The sequence below is a fragment of the Amycolatopsis taiwanensis DSM 45107 genome, from assembly GCF_000519205.1.
Taxonomy (GTDB): domain Bacteria; phylum Actinomycetota; class Actinomycetes; order Mycobacteriales; family Pseudonocardiaceae; genus Amycolatopsis_E; species Amycolatopsis_E taiwanensis.
Genome location: NZ_JAFB01000014.1, coordinates 116,528 through 139,476 on the forward strand (window position 1 = coordinate 116,528; position 22,949 = coordinate 139,476).

The 22,949-nt window shown below is 68.4% G+C and carries 26 protein-coding genes; 19 read left to right on the forward strand and 7 right to left on the reverse strand.

The annotated features are described in order from the left end of the window. The first annotated feature begins 207 nt into the window (after window positions 1-207). The 3 genes from A3CU_RS0112725 to A3CU_RS0112735 all read left to right on the forward strand — a co-directional run bounded on the left by A3CU_RS0112725 (window position 208) and on the right by A3CU_RS0112735 (window position 2,770). On the forward strand, window positions 208-960 hold the full coding sequence (locus tag A3CU_RS0112725; RefSeq protein ID WP_156960345.1) for a GntR family transcriptional regulator: 753 nt from the start codon (window positions 208-210) through the stop codon (window positions 958-960). A gap of 80 nt (window positions 961-1,040) precedes the next feature. Continuing rightward, the gene (locus A3CU_RS0112730) at window positions 1,041-2,417 is read left to right on the forward strand and encodes an acyclic terpene utilization AtuA family protein (protein WP_027942616.1); all 1,377 of its coding nucleotides are present in this window, start codon (window positions 1,041-1,043) and stop codon (window positions 2,415-2,417) included. A gap of 29 nt (window positions 2,418-2,446) precedes the next feature. Then, window positions 2,447-2,770, forward strand: coding sequence for a DUF4387 domain-containing protein (locus tag A3CU_RS0112735; RefSeq protein ID WP_027942617.1), 324 nt, complete (start codon window positions 2,447-2,449; stop codon window positions 2,768-2,770). A 104-nt stretch (window positions 2,771-2,874) separates the two neighbouring features. On the opposite strand, the gene A3CU_RS0112740 is transcribed toward A3CU_RS0112735, so the two are convergent. Further along, complete coding sequence (locus A3CU_RS0112740; protein WP_027942618.1) at window positions 2,875-3,294, reverse strand: SRPBCC domain-containing protein; 420 nt, start codon at window positions 3,292-3,294, stop codon at window positions 2,875-2,877. Continuing rightward, window positions 3,291-3,692 carry a RidA family protein gene (locus tag A3CU_RS0112745; protein WP_027942619.1) on the reverse strand — a complete coding sequence of 134 codons (402 nt, stop codon included), beginning with the start codon at window positions 3,690-3,692 and terminating at the stop codon, window positions 3,291-3,293. The genes A3CU_RS0112740 and A3CU_RS0112745 overlap by 4 nt, the downstream gene beginning before the upstream one ends. A gap of 43 nt (window positions 3,693-3,735) precedes the next feature. Between A3CU_RS0112745 and A3CU_RS0112750 the strand changes: the two genes are divergently transcribed. The 3 genes from A3CU_RS0112750 to A3CU_RS0112760 all read left to right on the forward strand — a co-directional run bounded on the left by A3CU_RS0112750 (window position 3,736) and on the right by A3CU_RS0112760 (window position 6,727). Then, entirely contained in the window at window positions 3,736-4,692 is a 957-nt protein-coding gene (locus tag A3CU_RS0112750; protein WP_043840988.1) for a helix-turn-helix transcriptional regulator, read from the forward strand. 257 nt (window positions 4,693-4,949) lie between these two features. Then, window positions 4,950-5,900, forward strand: a complete 951-nt coding sequence (locus A3CU_RS0112755) for a LysR family transcriptional regulator (protein ID WP_027942621.1) — start codon at window positions 4,950-4,952, stop codon at window positions 5,898-5,900. Between the two features lie 47 nt (window positions 5,901-5,947). Further along, entirely contained in the window at window positions 5,948-6,727 is a 780-nt protein-coding gene (locus A3CU_RS0112760; protein ID WP_027942622.1) for a dienelactone hydrolase family protein, read from the forward strand. A 225-nt stretch (window positions 6,728-6,952) separates the two neighbouring features. On the opposite strand, the gene A3CU_RS0112765 is transcribed toward A3CU_RS0112760, so the two are convergent. Beyond that, window positions 6,953-7,519, reverse strand: coding sequence for a TetR/AcrR family transcriptional regulator (locus A3CU_RS0112765; RefSeq protein ID WP_027942623.1), 567 nt, complete (start codon window positions 7,517-7,519; stop codon window positions 6,953-6,955). 63 nt (window positions 7,520-7,582) lie between these two features. On the opposite strand from A3CU_RS0112765, the gene A3CU_RS0112770 reads away from it, so the two are divergent. The 5 genes from A3CU_RS0112770 to A3CU_RS0112785 all read left to right on the forward strand — a co-directional run bounded on the left by A3CU_RS0112770 (window position 7,583) and on the right by A3CU_RS0112785 (window position 10,746). Then, the gene (locus tag A3CU_RS0112770; RefSeq protein WP_027942624.1) at window positions 7,583-8,053 is read left to right on the forward strand and encodes a cupin domain-containing protein; all 471 of its coding nucleotides are present in this window, start codon (window positions 7,583-7,585) and stop codon (window positions 8,051-8,053) included. A 109-nt stretch (window positions 8,054-8,162) separates the two neighbouring features. Then, window positions 8,163-9,143 (forward strand): sigma-70 family RNA polymerase sigma factor, encoded by a 981-nt coding sequence (locus A3CU_RS0112775; RefSeq protein WP_027942625.1) that lies wholly within the window; start codon window positions 8,163-8,165, stop codon window positions 9,141-9,143. Between the two features lie 73 nt (window positions 9,144-9,216). Continuing rightward, window positions 9,217-9,399: a hypothetical protein gene (locus A3CU_RS52360; RefSeq protein WP_156960346.1), complete on the forward strand. Its 183-nt coding sequence runs from the start codon at window positions 9,217-9,219 to the stop codon at window positions 9,397-9,399. Next, complete coding sequence (locus A3CU_RS0112780) at window positions 9,396-9,968, forward strand: TIGR03086 family metal-binding protein (RefSeq protein WP_043840989.1); 573 nt, start codon at window positions 9,396-9,398, stop codon at window positions 9,966-9,968. The genes A3CU_RS52360 and A3CU_RS0112780 overlap by 4 nt, the downstream gene beginning before the upstream one ends. Window positions 9,969-10,050: 82 nt before the next feature. Beyond that, on the forward strand, window positions 10,051-10,746 hold the full coding sequence (locus A3CU_RS0112785) for a 4-carboxy-4-hydroxy-2-oxoadipate aldolase/oxaloacetate decarboxylase (protein WP_027942627.1): 696 nt from the start codon (window positions 10,051-10,053) through the stop codon (window positions 10,744-10,746). A gap of 54 nt (window positions 10,747-10,800) precedes the next feature. On the opposite strand, the gene A3CU_RS0112790 is transcribed toward A3CU_RS0112785, so the two are convergent. Continuing rightward, a complete protein-coding gene (locus A3CU_RS0112790) occupies window positions 10,801-11,544 on the reverse strand; it encodes a hypothetical protein (RefSeq protein ID WP_027942628.1) in 744 nt (247 codons plus the stop codon). A gap of 153 nt (window positions 11,545-11,697) precedes the next feature. On the opposite strand from A3CU_RS0112790, the gene A3CU_RS44565 reads away from it, so the two are divergent. The 3 genes from A3CU_RS44565 to A3CU_RS0112805 all read left to right on the forward strand — a co-directional run bounded on the left by A3CU_RS44565 (window position 11,698) and on the right by A3CU_RS0112805 (window position 14,159). Further along, a complete protein-coding gene (locus A3CU_RS44565; protein ID WP_052371677.1) occupies window positions 11,698-12,462 on the forward strand; it encodes an SRPBCC family protein in 765 nt (254 codons plus the stop codon). A 72-nt stretch (window positions 12,463-12,534) separates the two neighbouring features. After that, on the forward strand, window positions 12,535-12,921 hold the full coding sequence (locus tag A3CU_RS0112800) for a YciI family protein (protein ID WP_245617033.1): 387 nt from the start codon (window positions 12,535-12,537) through the stop codon (window positions 12,919-12,921). Beyond that, window positions 12,918-14,159 (forward strand): RNA polymerase sigma factor, encoded by a 1,242-nt coding sequence (locus A3CU_RS0112805; protein ID WP_211246413.1) that lies wholly within the window; start codon window positions 12,918-12,920, stop codon window positions 14,157-14,159. Before A3CU_RS0112800 ends, A3CU_RS0112805 begins: the two co-directional genes overlap by 4 nt. A gap of 188 nt (window positions 14,160-14,347) precedes the next feature. Here A3CU_RS0112805 and A3CU_RS0112810 read toward each other — a convergent pair whose 3' ends face one another. Next, the gene (locus A3CU_RS0112810) at window positions 14,348-16,141 is read right to left on the reverse strand and encodes a S15 peptidase family protein (protein WP_027942631.1); all 1,794 of its coding nucleotides are present in this window, start codon (window positions 16,139-16,141) and stop codon (window positions 14,348-14,350) included. A gap of 322 nt (window positions 16,142-16,463) precedes the next feature. Next, complete coding sequence (locus A3CU_RS0112815; RefSeq protein WP_027942632.1) at window positions 16,464-17,033, reverse strand: TetR/AcrR family transcriptional regulator; 570 nt, start codon at window positions 17,031-17,033, stop codon at window positions 16,464-16,466. A 66-nt stretch (window positions 17,034-17,099) separates the two neighbouring features. Here A3CU_RS0112815 and A3CU_RS0112820 point away from each other — a divergent pair, with 66 nt between their 5' ends. The 5 genes from A3CU_RS0112820 (at window position 17,100) to A3CU_RS0112840 (ending at window position 21,758) form a co-directional block, all read left to right on the forward strand. Continuing rightward, a complete protein-coding gene (locus A3CU_RS0112820; RefSeq protein ID WP_043840990.1) occupies window positions 17,100-17,861 on the forward strand; it encodes an ABC transporter ATP-binding protein in 762 nt (253 codons plus the stop codon). Window position 17,862: 1 nt separating this feature from the next. Beyond that, a complete protein-coding gene (locus A3CU_RS44570) occupies window positions 17,863-19,179 on the forward strand; it encodes an FtsX-like permease family protein (protein WP_043840991.1) in 1,317 nt (438 codons plus the stop codon). A gap of 87 nt (window positions 19,180-19,266) precedes the next feature. Next, complete coding sequence (locus A3CU_RS0112830) at window positions 19,267-20,112, forward strand: class I SAM-dependent methyltransferase (RefSeq protein ID WP_027942634.1); 846 nt, start codon at window positions 19,267-19,269, stop codon at window positions 20,110-20,112. A gap of 15 nt (window positions 20,113-20,127) precedes the next feature. Next, on the forward strand, window positions 20,128-20,742 hold the full coding sequence (locus A3CU_RS0112835) for a TetR/AcrR family transcriptional regulator (protein WP_027942635.1): 615 nt from the start codon (window positions 20,128-20,130) through the stop codon (window positions 20,740-20,742). 137 nt (window positions 20,743-20,879) lie between these two features. Beyond that, on the forward strand, window positions 20,880-21,758 hold the full coding sequence (locus tag A3CU_RS0112840; protein WP_027942636.1) for an SDR family NAD(P)-dependent oxidoreductase: 879 nt from the start codon (window positions 20,880-20,882) through the stop codon (window positions 21,756-21,758). A gap of 37 nt (window positions 21,759-21,795) precedes the next feature. Here A3CU_RS0112840 and A3CU_RS0112845 read toward each other — a convergent pair whose 3' ends face one another. Continuing rightward, entirely contained in the window at window positions 21,796-22,938 is a 1,143-nt protein-coding gene (locus tag A3CU_RS0112845) for an epoxide hydrolase family protein (RefSeq protein WP_211246407.1), read from the reverse strand. Window positions 22,939-22,949: the final 11 nt, after the last annotated feature.

A 22,949-nucleotide genomic window follows, 5' to 3' on the forward strand; every position in this document is an offset into this window, starting at 1 on the left:
ATGTCGATGGCCGGGAACGTTAGCAGTCCGAATAGCCGCTGAGAAGCCCTGATTTCCGGCCGAAGTGAACCGTAATAACGTCGAAACCGGCGTTCATCGGGCCAAGCGGCGCGACCTGCTCGCCACAGAGGGTGCCGGTGGTCCGGTCGCGCCGGTAGTGTGATAAGAACCAGTCGTCCCTACTGGTCTTCGGTTTGGCGGTGTGTGGTGCTCGATCGCGGAGGCGGTCAGCCGCTTTATGAGCAGCTCATGGCGACGTTCCGGGAGAAAATCGACTCCGGTGAGTGGTCACCGGGCAGTCAGCTTCCCTCGGAGCGGCAGCTGTGCGAGCTGTTCGACGTGAGCCGCATCACGGTCAGGCATGCGATCGACATCGCCGCGCGGGATGGCCTGCTGCACCGGATTCACGGGGTCGGCACGTTCGTCGCGCAACCGGCCATGGAGCAGCCGCTGGAGCAGCTGAACAGCTTCGAGCAGACGCTCGCCCAGCGCGGGCTGGTCGCTTCGACCCGGCTGCACACCGCCGAAGTGACGGTCAGCGACCTTGCCCTGTCCAGCATTCTGCGACTCGGCGCGACCGCGCCGGTGGCGCATTTGCGGCTGGTTGGCCGGGGTAACGAACAGCCGATCGTCGTCTACGACAGCTACTTCCCGCCCGACGTCGGCGAGGAGATGACCGCGGCGGCGAGGCGCGCGGAGCGGGCTGGACTCCCGTTCTCCACCTTGGACCTGTACCGGGACACCGAGCACACCAAGCCGGACCACCTGGCGCAGACGTTCGAAGCGATCGTCGCCGACCGCGAATTCGCCGAACTGCTCGCCGTCGACGAGGGCTGGCCGATCCTCAGGGTCACTTCCTTGCTGTCCCAGGGAAATCGTCCGGTCGAGTACCGTACGGCCGCCTATCGTGGTGACCGGTACAAGTTCGCGATCGACCGCAGCTTGCACAGCCTCGGCTGACACCTGACCACAGTTGACAGTGATCGGGCGCGAGTGCGACTGTGTCCGTAGTGGTTATAACCAGTACTGGATGAGGTAGCATGAAGTCCGAACTTCGCATCGTCAGCCCCAACGGTCACCTCGGTTTCGCGCCGACCAAGGAGGAGAGCTTCCACCTCGCAGCCGCGACCCGTCCCGACTACTACTGCTGCGACTCCGGCAGCGACGACATCGGTCCCGCGGCGCTGGGCGCCGACCGTTCGGTCAGCATGTACGAGTGGCAGAAGCACGACCTCGAACTGATGCTCCTGGCCGCTCGCGAGCAGAACGTGCCCATGCTCGTCGGATCCGCCGGTGACTGTGGCACGAACAGCCGGGTGGACATGTTCGTCCAGATCATCAAGGACCTGGCGGCCGAGCACCGGCTCCCGCCGTTCAAGCTCGCCTACTTCTACTCCGAACTCGACAACGCCGACCTGAAGTCCAGAATGGACAGCGGCGTCATCTTCGAGGGGCTGGATGGCCGGGAGAACCTCACCGTCGAGGAACTGGAGACCACCACCCGCGTGGTCGCCGTCGCCGGCGTGCATCCGTTCCTCGAAGCCCTGGCCGCCGGAGCCGACGTCATCATCGGTGGCCGGTCCAGCGATGTCGCGGTTTTCGCCGCCCCGGCGATCCACGAAGGGTTCCCGCCCGAACACGCCTACTACGCGGGCAAGGTCCTGGAGTGCGCATCGTTCTGCGCGGAACCCTATGGTGCGAAGGAAAGCGTGATCGGCACGATCACCCACGACGACGTCAAGGTCACCGCGATGGCACCGCATCAGCGGTGCACGGTCGCCAGTGTCGCCGGGCATGCGATGTACGAACGTTCCAACCCGTACTTCGAGTACTTCGCCGGCGGCTTGCTCGACATGTCGAACTGCAATTACGAGCAGTACGACGAGAAAACCACCCGGATCACCGGGCAGAAGTACGTACCCATCGAGGGCGACATCAAGGTCAAACTCGAGGGTTCCCGCCGCCTGGGCGAGAAGTACCTTGGCATCGCCGGGATCCGCGATCCCTACACCATCGCCAACATCGACAAGGTCCTCGACCTGGTGCGCGGCGAGGTGGCCGCGCAGTTCAAGGGCGTCGACTACCACCTCAATTTCCGCGTCTTCGGCAAGGACGGCGTGATGGGCGAACTGGAACCGGTCACCGAGATCCGTTCCCACGAGTTGTGTGTGGTGGTCGAGGGGATCGCCGAGACCAGCGAACTCGCCGAGAGCGTGACGCTGATGGGGGCCCGGCAGATCTTCTACGCCCGGCTGCCGGAGGTCAAGGGCACCGCGGGCACCGCCTCGTTCGTGGTGGACGACGTTCTGCCCGCCGGCACGACGTACTTCTGGTCGATGAACCACACCGTGCCGGTGAAGGACCCGATGGAACTGTTCGAGCTCAACCTGTGCGAAGTCGGCGCCTCGGCGTCCTGACCGGCCGGACCACAACCCAAGGAGCGACCATGCCGACCAAAACCCTGGCCGAACTGGCCAAGACGATCCGCAGCAAGAACGCGGGCACCGACCGCATCACCTTCGACGTCATCTTCCACACCCGCGAGGACTACGAGCACGTGAAGAACAGCGGCGTGCTGACCCGGGAGACGGTCGCCGCTCTGTTCAAAGTGGACGACGAGCGGATCGTCGACTTCGTCAACTTCGACCCCGCCCACGCGATCAAGTTCACGTTCGCCCGGCCGCAGCCCAGCGGCAGCCCGGGCGAGGGCGACATCTTCGGATGCCAGCAGTACCCGCCGCTGCTGGACATCGTCGTTCCGGTCGACTGACAGTCTGTTCCGGAGCCGCCAGATTCCTGGTGAAGGTGGGCAGGTTCTGAACAGGCACTGAGCACAATCACTGGCCCGGCTCCCTTGGGGGAGCCCGGCCAGTTTCAGGCTTCGGTGAGGGCAGCCACCAGAGCAGCTATGACGCCCTGCCAGTGGCGGCGCTGCCGCTCGCGTTCGGCAGCATCGGCCAGCCGTTCCTGGTGGACTCGCAACATCGCCCGGCCCGCACCTGCCGGCCGTACGGCCAATTGCAGTGTCGTGTCGTGCGACCAGCCGGGCGGCTGCCAGGTGAGCCGGATTCGGTCGAGTTCGCGGAAACTCCTTGTCTCACCGTGGATTCCGGTCGTGGTTTCGTAGCCCGCGCCGTGCTCGGACAAGACCGTGACGCCTTCGCCCAGCCAGATGGCGATGCCCGCCGGTGAGGTGATGAAGTCCCATACCTCCTCGACCGGACAGTCGATGGTCTTCGACACCCCGATCTGCCAGCCGGCATCACGGGTGCGACCGACCTCCGCTCGCCTCACGACGCCACCGCAGCGACGGCGCTGACTTCGACGAGCGCGCCCGGAACGGCCAGACCGGCGACCCGCATGACCACGACCGGTGGCGCGGCACCCGCCAATGCCGCGGCGGCAACGGGATAAGCCTTCGTGATGTCGACGCCATCGACCACGAGGATCGTCAGCATTACCAGATCGTGGACACCGGCACCCGCGGAAGCCAGCGCGACCTGCAGCAGGTTCGCCATCACCTGCTGGGTCTGGGCGGCGGCGTCGCTTCCACCGACGAGCCGGCCCTCACCGTCGACGGCGTTCTGGCCGCCGATGTAAACCGTCGTCGCAGCGGGCGGCACTACCGCGACGTGGCTGAACGCGGGGGAACGCACGAGTCCTTCGGGACGCAGCAGTTGCTTCTGGTTCATGTCATCCAGGATGACCCAATACCCGGTCGGTTAGTGTCTGGGTATGCAGGCGCACAGTCCGGCGAGCACGGCAAGCCGTCGCCTTGAGACGCTCTCGCTGCTTCAGACGCACCCGGGCATATCCGCCGCCGGTCTCGCCGCCCGCCTTGGCGTCACAGAACGCACCGCACGCCGTGACGTCGCGCAACTACGTGAGCTCGGCTACCGCATCGACGCCGAGGCCGGCCGGACAGGCGGTTACCGGCTCGCGCACGGGCGCACCATGCCTCCGCTACTGCTGGACGCGGACGAGGTCGCCGCAGTCGCATTAGGACTGCGGACAGCCGTTGCCGTTGACGGACTGGAAACCGCTGCGGTCACCGCGCTGGCCAAGCTCACCCAGGTCGTGCCATCGCGCTGGCAGGCCCGGCTTACCGCACTGGCCGACGTACAGACGCTGCCAGGGCAATTCTCGCGCCGCGCCGGCCACGATGTGCTCGTTCCCGCCGCGCTCGCCTGTCGCGCGAACGAAGCGCTCCGCATTCGTCACCGCCGTAACGACACCTCACCGGCAACCGCCATCGACGTGCAGCCGCACCGCCTGGTGACGCTGCGCGGCCGTTGGTACCTCGTCGCATGCCCGCGCGGAGACCTGGAGTGGAAGGCTTACGCCGTGGACCGTATTGATCACGTCCAACCGCTCGGCACGGGTATCCAATCGCCTGAGCCACCGGCCGACGCCGCCGAGTTCGTCGCTGACACGCTTGCGCATGGACCGTGGCGGCACCGCGTCCGCGTTCGGGTTCACACCTCCGCCGATCTCGTCCGCGAGCTCGTCGACCCGAGCGTCGCTACCGTGATCGATGCTGACTACGAATGCGAACTCCGCTTCGGGACCGACGATCTCGACTGGGCCGCCCGCTGGCTCGCTTACCTCAACCTCGACCTCGACGTCATCGAACCGAACTCGCTCAACGACCACCTGCGCGCCTTCGGCAGCTGGCTGCTCGAACGCCACTGACAATGCCCGCGTGTCCCACGTTCTCGTCGCGCGTGTCCCACATTCCCGTCCCGCGTGTCCCACATTCCCGTCCCGCGTGTCCCACATTCCCGTCGCGCGAGTTCCGCATTCGCGTAGCGCGAGTTCCGCGTTCCGGTAGACGGGAATGTGGGACTCACCCGACGGGAAGGTGGGACTCGCGCACGTTGCCATCGTTGGCAGCGACGCTGTCAAAACCTGGACTTCACTTCCGGCTGGTAAGCACGTCAAATGGGCGGATGAAACGAGCCGTCACGCGCCTGGCGAACCTGGATCTGAACCTGCTGGTGATCCTGCGAGAGCTGATCCGCGAGCGGAACGTGACCCGGGCGGCCGAGCGGGTCGGAGTGACCCAGCCGGCGGCCAGCGCGGCGCTTTCCCGGTTGCGGCGGCATTTCGGCGACGAGTTGCTCGTGCGCGGGAAGGGCACCTACCTGCTTTCTCCGCTCGCCACGCAACTTGCCGAGCAGGTCGAGGTGGTGTGCGCCGCGGCCGAGCGGCTCTTCGCGGCCGCGGAGGTGTTCGACCCGAAGGGCTCCCGGCGCGAGTTCACCCTGCTGGTGGCCGATTACACGATCGCGGTGCTCGGCGAGCATCTCGGCCGGCTGGTCGACGAGCGCGCGCCGGGCGTGGGGCTGCACCTGCGCCTGGTGCGGGAGGCGATGGCGACCCACATCGACGAGAACATCCGCCTGATGGACGGCATGATCTCGCCGCCGGTGGGCCGGTTCCGCACGCCGGACATGCGGTCGGCCGAGCTGTTCCGCGACCGCTGGGTGTGCGTGGTGTCCGGGGACAACGGTCTGCTCGGCACCGACCGGCCCAGCCTCGACGACCTGGCCCGGCTGTCCTGGGTCGCGCCGTACCACCCCGACCAGGGCTCGACCGTGGCACCGATCCCGCGGCAGCTGACCATCTTCGGCATCCGCCCCAACGTCGCCGTGCGGGTGGAGAGCTACCAGGCCGTGCCGCACCTGGTCGCCGGCACGGACCGGATCGCGCTGCTGCAGGAGCGGCTGGCCCGGCAGGTCGCCGACCGGCTGGGCCTGAGGGTGCTCGAATGTCCCGGTAATCCGGAGCCCATCGTCGAAATGCTTTGGTGGCACGCCAACTTCGACGACGACCCCGGCCATGTCTGGCTGCGCGATCTGCTCCAGGAAGCGGCCCGAAACCTCCCCGCCATAGCCTGAATTTCCGGCGGTAGGTGTCCGAACCGCTCGCCAATAGGGTCCAGGCCATGACGACACTGAAGTCGACGCTGGTTGACGACATTCCCGTGGCGTGGTGCAGCCCCATTGAGCCTCGCGCAGCCGGCCCCCGTCTCGCCCTGTGGCAACCGCCGTTCGGCATGGACAAGGCGGCGATGGAGCCCTATCTGAGGGAGTTGGCCGAGGCCGGCTTCACCGCGGTGAGCGTCGACCCCTGGCAGCACGGCGAGCGCGCTGCCGACGAGACGGGGGAGGAGCGGTTCGCCCGGGTGTTCGCCGCGTTCCGCCGCGGGATGTGGCCGATCCTGGGCCGCACCGTGCTCGACTGCATGCGTGTCCTGGATTGGGCGGAGGAGGAGCTGGGCGCCGGCCGTGAGGCGGTGGCGGGTGGCATGTCCCTGGGCGGGGACACGGCCGTGGCCCTGGCCGGAGCGGACGCCCGGGTCCGCCGCGTCGCCGCGATCGTCGCTACTCCGGACTGGACGCGCCCCGGCATGCGGGACGTGTTCGACCCATCCCGCGAGATCGACCAGGGCGAGGCCGGCCCCACCGCCCAATGGTTCCACGATCACCTGTGCCCCATGAAACGCCTGGACGCCTTCGCCGCCCACGCCCCGGCCATCGCCTTCGAGTTGGGCGCGGACGACACCCACGTTCCCCCGGAGGCCGCCGCCCGCTTCCGCGACGCCCTCGCCGCCACCCCGGCCACCGTCCGCATCACTCATCACCCCGGCGACCACAGCGCCGCCATCCGGACCCCCGATCCCTGGCGCAACAGTCTGGAGTGGCTGACGTCGACGGAGGACTGATCGCCCGTCAGCCGCGGACCTCGGCGGGACGGTCCCCCTGGGAGCCTTTGCCACACTTGCGGTCCCTCGCCCGTGCCTGAACCCGGAACTCGCGTGCCTGAGCCGGGAAATCGCGTGCCTGGGGTAGGGACACGCGTGCTGGGGTCGGGAACTCGTGTGCCTGGAGCGGGGACACGCGTGCTGGAGCCGGGACTTGAGTGCTTGGGGTGGGGACACGGGTGTTCGTCAGCGGGGGATTTGTCGCGGGCGGAGGCCGTCGAGGGCGAGGTCGAGGAACCGGCGCCAGTCGCCGCTGCCGGTGCGGATGACCGACGACAGGCAGCCGACGAGCAGGTAGACGTCGCCGACCGTGCAGTCCGGCCGCAGGGCTCCGGCCTCGACGTCCCGCGCGATCACCTGGGCCACCACGGTCTCCAGCCGGGCGCGTGCCTCGCCGCGGGGCTCGCTTCCGGTGGATCCGCGCGACGTCTCGATGGCGGAGGACAGACCCCGGTCCCGGGACAGCATCCGCCCGACGTAACGCAGGTAGCGTGCCAGCCCCAAGTCTCCGCCGAGGCACCGAGTTCGCGCGTACCGCTCGATTTCGGCGAACCGGTGTTCCGCCGCGGCCTCCACCAGTGCCTGGCGGTCCGGGAAATGCCGGTACACCGTGCCTACGCCGACTCCGGCGGCCCGGGCGATCTCCGGCATCTGCACCTCGTCTCCGCGCTCGCCGAACAGGGTGCGCGCCGCCTCGATCACCCGGGCCCGGTTGCGTTCCGCGTCGGCTCGTGGCCTGCGCTCAGTTGACAACTCCGACTTCCCTCCGCCAATCTGGAAACGGAATCCGGTTCCGATTTATTGGAAGGATAGCGCATGTCCGGCGGCTCCAAGGATCGCTTCATCCTGCTCAAGCCCGGCGAGGCCAGGCCGGGACGCGTCCCGCTCCCGCCCGCGTTCGCCGTGAAGGCGACGACGGAGGACACCGAGGCGAGGTTCTCGCTGCTCGAAGTCGTCGTCGCCCGCGACATTCCCCGGCACACGCACCACGAGGCGGACGAGTGCATCTACGTCCTCGACGGTGCGCTCGGCGTGGACTTCGACGACGAGTCCCACACGATCACGAAGGGCACGTTCGTGTTGCTGCCGCACGGGGTTCCGCACGCGCTGCGGTGCGCCTCCGAGCCGCCGCCGCGGGTCCTGCAGATCTCGTCCCCGGGCGGCTGGGAACACTACCTGGAGGATCTGTTCGAGGCGGGGCCGTCGGTGCTGACCGACCGCGGCACGGTCGACCCCGTCAAGATCAACCCGATTGCCGCTCGGTACGCCATCCGCTACGAGGAATGACCCCGCCGGGCCGGCGTTCTCCCGTCTGGAGCGCGTTCGCCCACGGCCGATGAGTTTTTCTCGTTGGGCCGGTCTGTACAGGTGTGGCGAGCGAGGAGAAGCTGTGACCATGACACTGACGGACAAGCCGGCCGACGAGGACTTCCTTCGGGAGGCCGACGCGTTCCGGCGCGAGTTGCTGGCGCACTGTTACCGCATGCTCGGGTCGGTGCACGACGCCGAGGACCTGGTCCAGGAGACCTACCTGCGCGCCTGGCGGGCGCACGAGAAGTTCGAGGGACGCTCGTCCCTGCGCACCTGGCTCTATCGCATCGCGACGCGAGTGTGCCTGACCGCGCTGGAAACCCGGGGCAAGCGGCCGTTGCCCAGCGGCCTCGGCGCCGAGAGCTCGGATCCGGAGGACGTGCTGGAGGAACGGGCGGAGGTGCCCTGGCTCGAACCCGTGCCGGACGCGATGGTCGGCGCCGACCCCGCCGCCGTGGTCACTTCGCGGGAAAGCATCCGGCTCGCCCTGATCGCCGCGTTGCAGCATCTGCCGCCCCGGCAGCGCGCCGTGCTGGTCCTGCGGGACGTCTTGCAGTGGCGGGCAGCGGAGGTCGCCAAGGTGATCGGCACCACGACCACGGCGGTGAACAGCATCCTGCAGCGCGCCCGCGCACAACTCGACGAGGCGACCCCGACCGAAGACAGCGTGGTCGAGCCGGCCGAGGCCGATCAGCGCGCGTTGCTGGACAGGTATGTCACGGCGTTCGAGAAGAAGGACATTTCGGCCATCGTCGAGTTGTTCACGAAGGACGCGGTGTGGGAGATGCCGCCGTTCCCCGGCTGGTATTCCGGTGCCGAGGCGATCGCCCGGCTCGTCGACCTGCAGTGCCCGGCCAAGTGCCCCGGCGACATGCGCCTGCTGCCCACCTGGGCCAATGGGCAGCCAGCCTTCGGGGTGTACCTGCTCGACGGGGACACCCACCGACCATTTCAGCTTCACGTGCTCACGCTGACCTCGTCGGGTATTTCACATGTGGTCTCGTTCTTCGACACCCGGTTGTTCGCCAAATTCGGCCTGCCGGAGACATGGGAGGCGGCCCGATGAGCGACACTGGCGGAGCCCTGCTCGTCGGGGCCGACTCGGGTGCGGGTGTCCCGCAAGGCACTGGAGGCGGCCGATGAGTGACACTGGCGGAGCCCTGCTCGTCGGGGCCGGCCCGGGTGCGGGTGTCCCGCAAGGCACTGGAGGCGGCCCGATGAGCGACGCTGGCGGAGCCCTGCTCATCGGGGCCGACTCGGGTGCGGGTGTCCCGCAAGAGCACCGGGTGCGGTTGTCCCGCAAGACACTGGACCTCCGATGACCGACTGCTCACCGACTGCCCTGCTGGGTGGCGTCGGGCTGCTCGAACGCGCGATCTCTTACGTGCTGGGCAACCTGCAGGAGGTTCGTCCCGAGTCGCTGGACCGGCCCACGCCCTGCCGCCGGTGGAACCTCCGGGCGCTGCTGGCCCACCTCAACGACTCGCTGCTGGCGTTGCACGAGGCCGCCGAGCTCGGCCGGGTCGGCCTGGAGGAGTCCGTTGTGGACGGTGATCCGGTCGAGCTGGCGCGCGCCCGGGCCGGCCGGCTCCTTGGTGCCTGGTCGAGTGCGCGGTCACCGAGCCCGGTGCTCGTCGCGCAGTCACCGCTGACCACCGGGATCGTGGTGGCCGCCGGTGCGCTGGAGGTGGCCGTGCACGGCTGGGACGTGGGTCGCGCCTGTGGTGGGGACCGCCCCCTCCCGTCCGCGCTGGCCGAGGAACTGCTGGAACTGGCCCCGTTCTTCGTCACCGACGCCGACCGTCCCATCCGGTTCGCCTGGCCGGCCGCAGCACCGCCCGGCGCCACTGCAAGTGACCAACTCCTCACGTTTCTGGGGCGCCACCCGTAATCTCGATCGTCGACCATATTGTTGACGATTTTGTGGACGTGATTCTAGGGTCTGGGGTACCTGAAGTCGCGGAGGTTCTGTCGTGAGGAACGTGATCGTGACCAATCCGCCGCGCGCGGATCTGACGGCCGTGGACAAGCTGGCCGAGCACGGGGTCGCCACGGTGCACGAGGCGATGGGGCGCACCGGTTACCTCGGGCCGGGATTGCGGCCGACGCATCTCGGTTCGCGCATCGGTGGCACGGCCGTCACCGTGGTGTGCTGGCCCGGGGACAACATGATGATCCACGCCGCGGTCGAGCAGTGCCAGGCCGGAGACATCCTGGTGGTGACCACGACCTCGCCGAACACCGACGGGGCGTTCGGTGAGCTGCTCGCGACGTCGCTGCAGACGAGGGGCGTCCGCGGACTGGTGACCACGGGCGGTGTGCGCGACGTTGCCGAGTTGCACGAGATGGGCTTTCCGGTGTGGTCGGCCGCGGTGAGCGCGCAGGGCACGGTGAAGGCGACCGCGGGCGCGGTGAACGTGCCGGTGACCATCGGCGGCCAGCTGGTCCGGCCCGGCGACGCGATCCTCGCCGATGACGACGGGGTGGTCGTCGTACCCCGCCAGGACGTGAACCGTGCGCTGGAGGGATCGCAGGCCCGGGTCGACAAGGAGGCCGCGGCGCGCGCGGCGTTTTCCTCCGGTGAGCTCGGCCTCGACCGCTACGGCCTGCGCGCCAAGCTCGCCGAACTCGGCGTGGAATATGTCAGCGCCGAAGAATGCGAGGCGTAGGCGCGCGCCGCGGCCCTGGTGCGGATCGACACCGTTGTGAGTGCCCTATCGGTCCTATGAGGACTGCGTGTCGTCGGCGTCCTTCCAGCACCAGCGGTCGTTTTCCTTCGCCAGCTTGCTGGTGAACGGATCGGGTTTCCCGTTGTAGGTGATGCTGATCACGCCGTCGTATTCGGTCTCCGACACCTTGGTCGGTCCGCTCACCAGCTTCGCGTTACTGACCCCGTTGACGTTGCTGATCGCTTTCGCGATCTTGGGATCGGCGTCCGCGCACTTCAGTGCGGTCAAGGCGTTTTGGTCGTGTTTGTTGAGAGCGTCCACGATGCCCTGCAGCGTGGCTTCGGGAGAGCTCTTGCCGAGGAAGAAGCCCGGCTGCCAGAAGCCCGTGATGCCCAACGCGGCGAGGATCACGACGACGCCGACGCTCAACCCGACCCACAGCCCCTTGCGGCTCTTCGGCGGTTGTGGAGACCAGCCGTACCCACCGGGCTGGCCGTACCCACCGGACTGGCCGTAGCCGGGGTACTGGCCGTATTCCGGCGCGCCGTATGGCTGCTGGGGGATCCCGCCGGCCTGCGGGGCCGAACCGGCACCCGGGAAGCCGCCGGAGTCCGGTGCGCCGGCGCCCGGGAACTGGCCGGCCTGCGGGTACCCACCGGGCTGCTGGTACCCGCCCGGCTGCTGGTACCCACCCGGCTGTGGGTATCCGCCCCCTTGTGGGTCCCCAGGCTGTGGATAGCCGCCCGGTTGTTGTGGGAACCCGTCCGGTTGTCCGTAAGGCTGTGGTGGATAGGTCATCACGTCTCCCGGTGATCGCGGTGTGACCCAGCATAAAGCGGCCGGGTGCGGGGAGTCCGTCGGTGGCGGGAAACCAGCCGAGCAAGTTGTCGATTTTCGTGCCACTCGTGTGTCGAGGAGGTGGAGGGAACATCTCGACCCGAAGGAGTGAGCATGCCTAAGAAGTTCGAAGTGCGCTGGGAGGGTGACCTGCCCGCGACTCCGGCACAGGCGTGGGACGCGTTCACCGTCCACACCGCCGGCTGGCTCTGGAAGATCCATTACGAGCCGCGCCTCGGCGGCGCCGAGACCGGCCTGACCAAGGGCGGCGGGGCGGTGACCGCCTGGGAACCGGGCCGGCACTTCGCCACCCGGGCCGAGGCAGGCGGCGGGTTTTTCAACCAACTCGACTACCGGCTCGAACCGCGCGGCGAGCGCACGCACCTGAAGTTCACCCACCAGGGCGTCTTCGCCGACGACGAGTACGACAGCCAGCTCGACGCTTGCCGGCGCCATACAGCCTTCTACTGTCACTCGCTCACCGAGTATCTGCGCCACTTCGCTGGGCGAGATGCGGTCTACCTAGACCTCGATGTACCCGAAGAGTCGGCGAAGGCGGGTTTCGCCGTGCTGCGTGACGCCCTCGGCGTGCCGGCGAATGCCGCGGTCGGCGATGAAGTCAGGATGACGCCGGAGGGCATGGACCCGATCGACGGTGTCGTGGACTACGCCACCGGCCCATTCCTCGGCGTGCGCACGCCCGACGCGCTCTACCGGTTCTTCGGCCGGGAGAGGTGGGGTTGGCCGGTCGGCGTCGCCTTGCACCTCTACGCGGAGGGCATCGACGAGGCAGAGGCCAAGAAGGCGTGGGAGGAATACCTGAGGGACGTCTACGCAAACGATGACACCCTCTGTGTTGACTCGCGGCAATCACAGTGACCACCGAGCGCGCGCCACTGTCTCGCTATCGGGGCGGCGAGGCGCCCTCATGACAGACTTGACTCGACCCCTATGCAGCGCTCCGTCGACGCGGTCGCGCGCAAACTCGCGGAGAAACAGCCGATGACACAGTATGCGGTACTGATTTTCGAAGGTGCGAAAGAGCTTCCGGCCGAGGTGCTGGCCGCGCACGGCGACCTGCCCGGCCGGATCGCCGAAAAGGGCGGCCGGATCGTGGCCGGCCTCGCCCTGCCGGGCAACGAGACGGCCACGGCGATCCGTGGCGAGGAGATCACCGATGGGCCGTTCATCGAGACCAAGGAGGCACTGGCCGGCGTCTTCGTCCTCGAAGCCCGAGACCTCGACCACGCGATCGCGCTCGCCGAACTGACTCCCATCGTCGACGGCGGCGTGGAAGTGCGGCCGCTGCTTGGTTTCCACGTCCTGGAGGACAGCTGACCACCGCGACAACGGCGGTCGCCGACGCGCACCGTCGCGAGTGGGCCTACGTGCTCGCCGCGACGGTGCGGGTCACGCGCGACCTCGACGCGGCCGAAGAAGCCGTGCAAGACGCGTATGTCCAGGCGCTGACCGCCTGGGAGCGCGACGGCGTGCCCGCGCGGCCGGGGGCATGGCTGACCACCGCGGCCCGGCGCAACGCACTCAACATGTTGCGCCGGGCGCGGACGCTCGAACTCAAGCTGCCCCTGCTGCTCGGGCCCGACGACACCGACACGGTGCTTCCCGAAGCCCAGGCCGTCCCCGACGACCGCCTGCGGCTGATCTTCACCTGCTGTCACCCGGCGCTCGCGCAGCAGGCGCGGATCGCGCTCACTCTGCGGCTGGTGTGTGGCGTGGCCACGCCGGACATCGCACACGCCTTTCTCGTCTCCGAGCCCACGATGGCCGCACGCATCACCCGGGCCAAGAAGAAGATCGCCGCCGCACGCATCCCGTACGCGGTGCCCACTGCCGAAGATCTGCCCGAACGCGTGGACACGGTGCTGACCGTCATCCACCTGCTCTACACGACCGGCCACACCGCTTCCTCCGGCCAGAATCTGGTGCGCGACGACCTCACCGCACGGGCGTTCGACCTGGCCTGCATGCTGCACGCCCTGCTCCCGGACAATCGGGAAACCGCTGGGCTGCTGGCGTTGCTGCTCGTCCACGAAGCCCGTCGCGCGACCCGCACCGGCCTGGACGGCCGCCTGCTGAGGCTGGAAGAGCAGGACCGCACTCGGTGGGACCGCGACCTCATCGCCGAAGCCGACCGGCTCATCGTCGCCGCGCTCACCGCGGGTCCGCCCGGCCGCTTCACCCTCCAGGCCGCGATCGCCGCGTTGCACGCTCAGGCGCCCAGCTACCGCGACACCGACTGGCCACAGATCCTCATGCTCTACACCGAATTGCAGCGAATCTGGCCGTCTCCCGTGGTGGCCCTCAACCGCGCGGTCGCCGTGTCCATGGTGGACGGTCCCGAGGCCGCGCTGACCGAGGTCGAGGCGCTCGAAGCCGATGGGCGCCTGGCCACCTACCGGTACCTGCACGCCACCAAGGCGGATCTACTGCACCGCCTCGGCCGTGACGCCGAAGCCGTCGAGGCGTACCAGGCCGCGCTCGCACTCACCGACAACGCCGCCGAACAGCAGTTCCTCACCGAACGCGTGGACCGCCTGGAGTTCGGCCGCCCTTGACCAGCGCGGCGCGAGTCCCCCGTTCCCGTCGCGCGAGTCCCACGTTCCGGTCACCTTCGATGCGGACAGTCCACTCCGGACCGTGTTTCCGGAGCGAACATCGTCCCGGGACCGGGAACTCAGCTGCCTGAAGCCGGAACTCGCGCGCCTCAACCGGGGACAGGGCGTCCTGAACCGGGGATACCGAGTCAGTCAAGCGTGGGCAGGGTGAGCGTCTGACCGAGGTCGCCGGTGGCGACGGTGACCAGCGCGCCGGTGAGTCCACCGCGGTAGTTGAGATCCCCGCCGGCGAGCACCACCTTGATCGAATGGCCGGCGGCGAATTGGTGCACTATGGCCGGCAAGGTGATGGTCACCGGTTGGCTCGGATCGGCGATCCTGGCCGGCGCCACCAGGTTGTGGATCAGGCTCGCGGTGTGGTCCGGGGCGACGTCGTAGATCTTGGCGATCACCACCGGTTTTCCGGCCGGTCCCAGCGCCGCCGGGATCGGGGACTGCATCCGCACGGTGAGTTCCGGCGGCCCGACCACGGTCACCGGGGATGACAGCGGCGCGCTGCTCCAGGAGGCGTAGGTGCCGGGCAGGTTCAGATCCGGCGGCAGGTTCGGCGACAGCACGTCGATGCCGGAGGAACTGGTCGGAATTCCGCCCGGGATGGTGCCGAAACTCTGTGCACCGGGGCCGACATCCGCCGGCGACCGCACCAGGTTCTTGCCCGACAGGTAAAGCGTGCTGGTAGTGCCCACCGGGTACTGCGGTGCGGAGCCGTACGCCGGAGTGGCGATCCCGTTGTAGGACACCCAGTCCCGGAAGTACGTGAACTCTGGCGAGGTGTCCACCGGTCCGTTCTTCAGGTACTGGTTGAACCAGGCGACCATCCGCGCGGCTTCATACTGGGTGGCAGGGTCGATATTGTCGGGGTCGATCTCCCCGGGTGCCGGGCCACCGGAATGCCCCCAGGACTGCCAGACCAGCTTCACTGGGTTGCCCTGGGCCTTGAGCGCCTGGTAAGTGGCGATCGACTCGTTGAGATTGAACAAGGTGTCGTTCTGCCCTTGCATCAGCAGCACCGGCACCTTGATCTGGTCCACGAAGCTGGTCACCGAGGCATGGCGCAGCAGGGAGATGGTGTCGTTGGTCGGGTAGCCAAGGGTGCCGGATGCCAGCAGGTCCGGGCAGATCTCGTTGGTGAAGTTGGGGCAGCCGAGCACACGGGACGGGTCGTTGTTGAGCCCGGTCACACTGCTCAGCCCGGCCCCCACCCCGAAGAGCAGCACCGGCCAGGTCAGTTTGGTGACCCCCGGCGTGCGGTAGGTGACCCCGGTGCGCAGGTCGGTGTTGTTGGGCGCCAGCGAATAGGACAGATCGTTCCAGGTGCTGATCGGTATCAGCGTGTCGATCCGCGGATCCACAGCGGCGGCCGCGAACTGCGCGCCGCCCCCGTAGGAGCCGCCGATCATGCCGACTCGCGGGTCGTGGGTGCTGGGTTTGCCGTTGTGGTCGACCTTGTCCTGCACGATCGAGGTCAGCGCCGGCACCGGTTGGGCATGCGCGGCGTCGTAGTAGGCGATGCCTTCCTGGCCACCGAGGAAACCGACCAGCTGGCTGGCCGCCTGGCCGTCCCAGTCCGGATCGTCCATGGTGATCTTGCAGCCGGATCCGCCGAACCCGAGCCCGGAATAGGCCAGCACCGCGTATTCGTTGGCGGCGAAGTACTTGCCGATACCTGCCCGATCGTCTTTCGAACCACCGAACCCGTTGGTGGTCAGAATCGCCGGAACCGGCCGTTTCGCACTGGCCCCATCCGGCAGGTACAGGTCTCCGACTACATCGCAGTGCTTCACCCCACCCGGCCCGACCAGCACGTCGAAATGCATCTCGGTCACCGAGAAGCCGATCGTCGTGTCCGCGGCGTACGCGGTCGCCGGTGCGGCCGCGGCGACCATCAGCAACCCGGCGAGCAAGGCCTTTGCCCGGCCCATCCCACCCACCCTTCCTCACGGGAATTTCATCCCATGGGCTACAACGCCCCTCTCTCGCCGGGGTTACGCGCCGGTAGCCAGGTCGACGATCGTCGCGCAGCCTTCCTCGGCCTGATCGAGGTGTTTTCGTTGACGGGAGTTTGCCGCACTGAACCGGCAACTCAGTTGTCTGGACCCAGAACTCGCCGGTCTGAACCGGGGACACGGCGTGCTGGACCGGGGACACGCCGGAACCCCGGCGTGTCCCCGCTTCCGGCGCGTGTGTTCCCGGTTCTGGCGGCTGAGTTCTGGGTTGCGGACGGGGCGGAAGCGCCGTTCAGGCCTACTTCGCCGTGCGCTGGTCGGCCCGCACGATCTCGGCCGCGGTGGGCGCGTGCTCGGGATCGGTGAGCCACTGCAGGGCGGTACCGACGAGCAGTGAGTAGTAGTGCGCGCCGACGGCACGCACTTCGTCGGGAGCGGCTTCCGGCCCCAGGCCGCCGAACGCACGCGCCAGCACGGTGCGGGCCGTTTGCTGGGCGCCTGCGTTCATCGCACGGACCTTCTCGTCGTGCTTCAGATAGCTGATGCCCTCGAAGTTCACGAACCACAATTCGCGGTTGGCCCGGATCGACTCGATGATCCGGCTCCAGCGAGCTTCGTGCGTGGCGGGCGTGTCGGTCCCCGCCGGTGTCGCCGGATCGTCGAGGACGGCGAACAGCAGCTCTCCCCACTCGGTGTTCAGCTCATGGAGGGCCTGTGTGAGCAACTCCTCCTTCGAGCCGAAGTGGTAGTTGATCGATGCCTGGTTCGCGCCGGACGCGGCGACCAGTTCACGCACGGTCGTGCGCGCGTACCCGGTCCGCAGCAGGCACTCTCTCGCGGCGCTCAGCAGGTTCTCGCGGTGTCCCACGTGTGCTACCGTATCATGTAAACGTTCGTTTTAAACACCCATTCGCCATAGCTGGAGGGGATCAGAATGTCCGCACCTGCCGTGCGCACGCGGGACCTGCGCTGCAGATTCGCCGGGGAGGCCGGCCCGGTCGACGCGTTACGCGGGATCAACCTGGACGTCGAACGCGGCTCGTTCGTCGCGATCATGGGACCGTCGGGCTCGGGCAAGACGACCTTGCTGCACTGCGCCGCCGGGCTGCGGGTCCCGACCTCGGGCACCGTCGAACTCGACGGCGTGAACCTGTCCGGGCTCGACGAGACCCGGTTGGCCGAGTTGCGCCGACGGCGCGTCGGTTTCGTGTTCCAGTCGTTCAACCTGCTCCCGGCCCTGACGGCGGCGGAGAACATAGAACTGCCGCTGCGCCTGGACTCGCGCCAGGTCGACCCGCGGCATACCGCTGCGCTACTCGCCCGAGTGGGCCTGGGCAACCGCGACCGGCACCGGCCAGACCAGCTGTCGGGCGGGCAGAAACAGCGCGTGGCGGTCGCCCGGGCGCTGATCACCAACCCGGAAGTCGTGTTCGCGGACGAGCCGACCGGGGCACTGGACATCCGCAGCGCACGGGAAGTGCTCACCCTGCTGCGTCAACTGGCTGACCAGGGACAGACGATCATCATGGTCACCCACGACCCGGTGGCCGCCTCGTTCTCCGACCAGGTGCTCTTCCTGGCCGACGGCCTGATCGTCGACCGGCTGGCGCGGCCGTCCGCGCCCGCGGTCGCCAGCCGCATGGCGACCCTGGTCGAGTCCGCCGAGCGGGCGGCGAACGCGGCGGGGGTGCGTTGAGATGATTTCCTTGGCACTGCGCCTGTTCCGCTATCACCGCGCGGCGGCGGTCGCCACCGGACTCGTCGCGCTGGTCGGGATGGCCTTGGTCGTCGCGATGGCCGCGCTGCTCGACACGGGCCTGGCGGAGAGTACCGCCGCTGCGGACCGAGCATTTTTGACCCAGTTCCCGCTGATCCTCGGTGGTTGGGTGGTCGCGATCGTGGTTTTCGCGATGGTCTCCACCATCGGTGTCACCGTCAGCGGACGGGCCGGGGAGATCGCCGGGTTGCGCCTGATCGGAGCGTCACCGCGTCAGGTGCGGACGCTGATCTCGGCGGAGACGCTGGCGATCGCCGTCGCGGCCGTGCTGCCCGGCCTGGGTGTCGGGTACCTCCTCGGCTGGATCCTCATGTCGAGCATTCGCTCCGCGGGCCTGACCGACCCGGCCTCGAGCTACGCGCCCGGGGTGGGCCTCCCGGTCGCCGGCGTCGCCGTCGTGCTGGCCGCGAGCGCGGCGGCGGCGTGGATCGGCAGCCGTAAACCGGCAGGGCGAAGCCCCGTCGGGGACCCGGTGCCCACGGTGTCCAAGCGGCGCCGGGCAACCGGCCGGCGAGTCGTCGCGGGAATCATGCTGGTCGCCGGGATCGGCTCGGCGAGTGCCGTCCTGGGCCTGCCGGCGGACAACATCGCGACGACCGGGATGACCGGTCCGGCCACGGTCCTCATCGCGGTCAGCCTGGCCGTGCTCGCGCCTGAACTCGTGAACGTGGTGAACCGTGTCCTGCGCGTCCTTTCCTCGCTGCCACGTGGCGCCGCCGCCCATCTCGCGGCCATCAACCTGTCCGCGGCGCCGGAGCGAGTGCGTCCGCTCGTCACGTTTCTCACGCTGCTCGTCGGGGTCTCGGCCGGGACCCTCAGCATGCAGGGCATCGAGAACCAACACGCGAGCCCGGACAGCACGGCGCGCGTACTGGCGTCGGTCAACTACCTCGTGGTGGTCCTCATCGCGCTGTTCATGGCGATCGCGCTGACCAACAATCTGGTGGCCGCGATCGCTCGGCGGCGCGAGGAATTCGCCGTGATATCGCTGATCGGCTCGACTATCGGGCAGGCGCGCGGAATGCTGCTCCGCGAGACGGCCGCGGCGACGATCATCAGCGTGGTCGCGGGCGGCCTCGGCGCGCTGGTGTGCGTCATCCCGTTCGCCATCGTCAAGACCGGCAGCCCGGCGGCGGCCTTCCACGTCGGCCCCTACCTGGTGAGCATCGCGATCGGTGCCGCCGTCGCGCTCGGCGTCACCGCTGTCGCCGGCAGCCGGACCATCCGCAACGCCTGATCATCGCATTGACGCACGCCCCGCCGGCGGGCATCATGAACGCACGTTCATGAACAGGCGTTCACAAAGGTGGTCGAGGAGGCTTCGGTGGCAGGAATCGTCAACACCGCACAGGCGCAGGCATGGAACGGGTATGAAGGTGAGCACTGGGCCGCCCATTACGACCGCTATGACGCGGTGAACGGCGGATTCAACAAGTTCCTGCTCGAGGCGGCGGCGATCGGCGAACGAGATCGCGTACTCGACGTCGGCTGCGGGAACGGTCAGTTGACGCGGTTGGCGGCCCGTCAGGCCCGGCTCGGGTCCGCATCCGGTGTCGACCTTTCGGGCCCGATGCTCGCCACGGCGCGGGCCCGCGCGGAAGCGGAGAACGTTCGCAACGTGTCGTTCGAGCGGGGCGACGTACAGGTCTACCCGTTCGAGGAGGACGCCTTCGACGTTGCGCTCAGCCGGTTCGGGATCATGTTCTTCGGCGACCCGGTCGCCGCCTTCGCCAACATCGCCCGCGCTCTGCGCCCGGCGGGCCGGCTCGCGTTCGTGTGCATGACCGAGATCGCCGACACCGACCTGGGCACCGTGTTCGGCTCGATGGCCCAGTACCTGCCACCTCCCAACGGTCCGGACGGGAGCGGCCCCACGTCCTTCGCCGATCCCGAGCGCACTCGGTCCGTGCTGGCGGAGGCCGGATTCGGAGACATCACCTGCACCCGCGTTGAAACGGACCAGACTTGGGGCCGCGACGTCGCCGACGCCGCCCAGTTCATCGCCGGCTGGGGCCCGGTCAAGTACCACATGGACCTGGCCGGACCCGAGGCCACGACTCGCGCTCGGGACGCCCTCACGGCCGCGCTGCACGCTTATGCCGAACCCGGTGCTGTCCGGCTGCGCGGCGTGGCGTGGCTGGTCACCGCGGTCGCCCCGGCATCGTCCTAACGCGACGGACGCCTGATGTCACCGAGGAAGGCGGAGATACTGCGCCACAGCGACGATGAGCGAAGCCTGCGTGACCACCTGATCGCCACCACCGAACGCATGATTTCGGTGCAGGGGACGGCGGGGCTCACCGTCCGGGCGATCGCTCGTGAGGCGGGTGTCGCCGACGGCGTGCTGTACAACCATTTCACCGACAAGGAGGAGTTGCTGGCCCACGCCTTGCGTGCGCATGTCCGGACTGTCGAACAAGGTCTGGGCGAACTCCCCGAACCCGGCGCCGGTGCCGTCGAAGCCAATCTTCGCGCCTACCTCACCTACGGCTTGGCCATGCACCGGGCGATCCTGCCCGCTTTCGCCGGGTTGCTCGCCCAGCCCGCGGTCCTCGTCAGGTTCACGGAGTTGGTCGAGCCCACCGCGGACTGGCGCGATCGGCTGCGGGAGTACCTGCATGCCGAACGAGATCTGGGCCGCCTCGCTGCCGACGCCGAACTGGAGTCGGCCGCGGCGATGCTCGTGGGTGTCTGCCACGAGTTCGTGCTGTCCACGCTGTTTCAACACAATGCACCGGAAACGACCCCGCCCGCGGTCGAATCCATCATCACCGCCGTACTGAACGGAATCGCACGATGATTCAGCGCACCACCTCTGTCCAAAGAGGAAAATGCACTGGAGAGCCGACCCAGCGATGACCTCAGGGGTAATTGCCCCTGCGTGAATCGCGGGCCAGTCTGTGCCGGTAACCCAGCGGACCAAATGAGGAGACCGGGTTGACCGAACAGACCAGGAGCCGCGTGCTGGACGGGCAGGTGGCGATCGTGACCGGGGCGACCAGCGGCATCGGCGCCGCCATCGCGGCGGAATTCGCACGGCAGGGCGCGCGGGTGGTGATGACGGGCCGCCGCGTCAAGGACGGCGCAGCGGTAGCCGAGCGCATCGGCACCAACGCGGTGTTCCTACCCGCCGACCTCACCGACCACGCCGCGCCGGCCCGTCTGGTCGACACGGCGCTGGATCGGTTCGGCCGTCTGGACTGCCTGGTCAACAATGCGGGCATCCCCGGCCACCCGGTCCCGATCGCCGAACTCGACCTGGCCGCGTTCGACCAGGCCATCGCGGTGCATGTGCGGGCTCCGCTGGCCTTGATCCAGCAGGCGGCGCGGCATATGGTGCCCCAGCGGTCGGGAACCGTGCTCAATGTGGCGAGCGTTTCGGGGCTGCGCGCCGGATTCTCCGGGCCGGACTACTCGATCGCCAAGGCCGCGATGCAGCACCTGACCCGGTGTGCCGCCGTCGATCTCGGACAGTCCGGGATCCGGGTCAACACGATCTCCCCGGGCCCCATCGCCACCGGCATCCAGGCCAAGGCCGTCGGCGCCGATGCCGCAGCCGCCGACCATGCGGCCGACGACGGGGTCCCGGTGTTCGCCCGGTTCCTCCCTCAGTTTCAACCCGACCCGCGCATCGGCCGGCCCCAGGACATCGCCGACGTCGCCGTTTTCCTCGCCAGCGACGCCGCCCGGCACGTCAACGGGCAGGACCTCACCGTCGACGGCGCGCTCACCGCGGGCCGGCCCTGGTCCACGGCGGCCGCCGAACACGCGGCCATCGCCCAAGCCATCGCGACCGTGAAGGCAAACAGCCACTGAGATCAACCAATGCGGTTCAGGCGGAATTGGGCGATGACTATCTCAGGGGCCGGAAGAATTCCCGGATGTCGGTGACCAACAGGTCCGGGGCCTGTAGCGAGGCGAAATGGCCGCCGCGGGAGAACGCCGACCATCGAGTGACCACATTGGACAACTCCGCCAGGCCGCGGATCGCCCGATCGCCAAGGAAGTTCGCCACCCCGGTCGGCACGGACGAGCGCGCGGGACGCCGGCCCCACGCTTCTGACGCGGCTTCGAGATAGAGCCGAGCGGCGGATCCCGCGGTTCGGGTGAGCCAGTAAGTCGTAACGTTGGTGAGGATCGTGTCCCGAGCTATCGGCGTCCGCTGGGTTTGGGTGGGGTTCCAGTCCACGAACCATTCCAGGTTCCAGGCGAGTTGCCCGGCCGGGGAGTCGTTGAGTGCGTAGGCGATTGTTTGCGGGCGGGTGGACATCTGGGTGGCGTAGCCGGAGTGGCCATACCACCACATCGTGTTCTGCTGGGCCTGTTCTCGCTCCGCTTCGGAAAGGGTGTCCAGTTCGCCGGGGTCGATCGGGGTCGAGGCGTTGGCCAGCGCATTGACATGCACGCCGAGGACATTTTCCGGGGCGATCCGGCCGAGTTCGGGGGAGACGATGCTGCCGAAGTCGCCACCCTGGGCCCCATAGCGCTGGTATCCGAGGCGCCGCATCAGTTCCGCCCAGGCTCGCGCGATGCGGTTCACGCCCCAACCGGGCTCCCCGGTCGGGCCGGAGAAGGCGAACCCCGGCAGTGAGGGAGCGACGACGTGGAAGGCGTCCATCGGGTCCCCGCCGTGGGCACGTGGGTCGGTCAGCGGGCCGAGGATGTCCAGAAAGTCGTACACCGTGCTCGGCCAGCCGTGCGTGATGACCAGCGGCGTGGCGCCGGGTTCCGGCGACCGCACATGCAGGAAATGGATTCTCTGGCCGTCGATGGTCGTCGTGAACTGGGGAACCCTGTTGAGACGTGCCTCGTGCTCGCGCCAGTCGTAACCGGTGCGCCAGTAGTCGGCCAACTCGGCCAGGTAGTCCTTGTTCACCCCGTACGACCACCCGGCGTCCGGCAGTTCGTCGGGCCACCGGGTCCGGGCCAGCCGATCCGCCAGGTCGTCGAGATCGGCCTGGGGGATGTCGACGCGAAAGGGTTCGATTGTGCTCATACGACACAGCG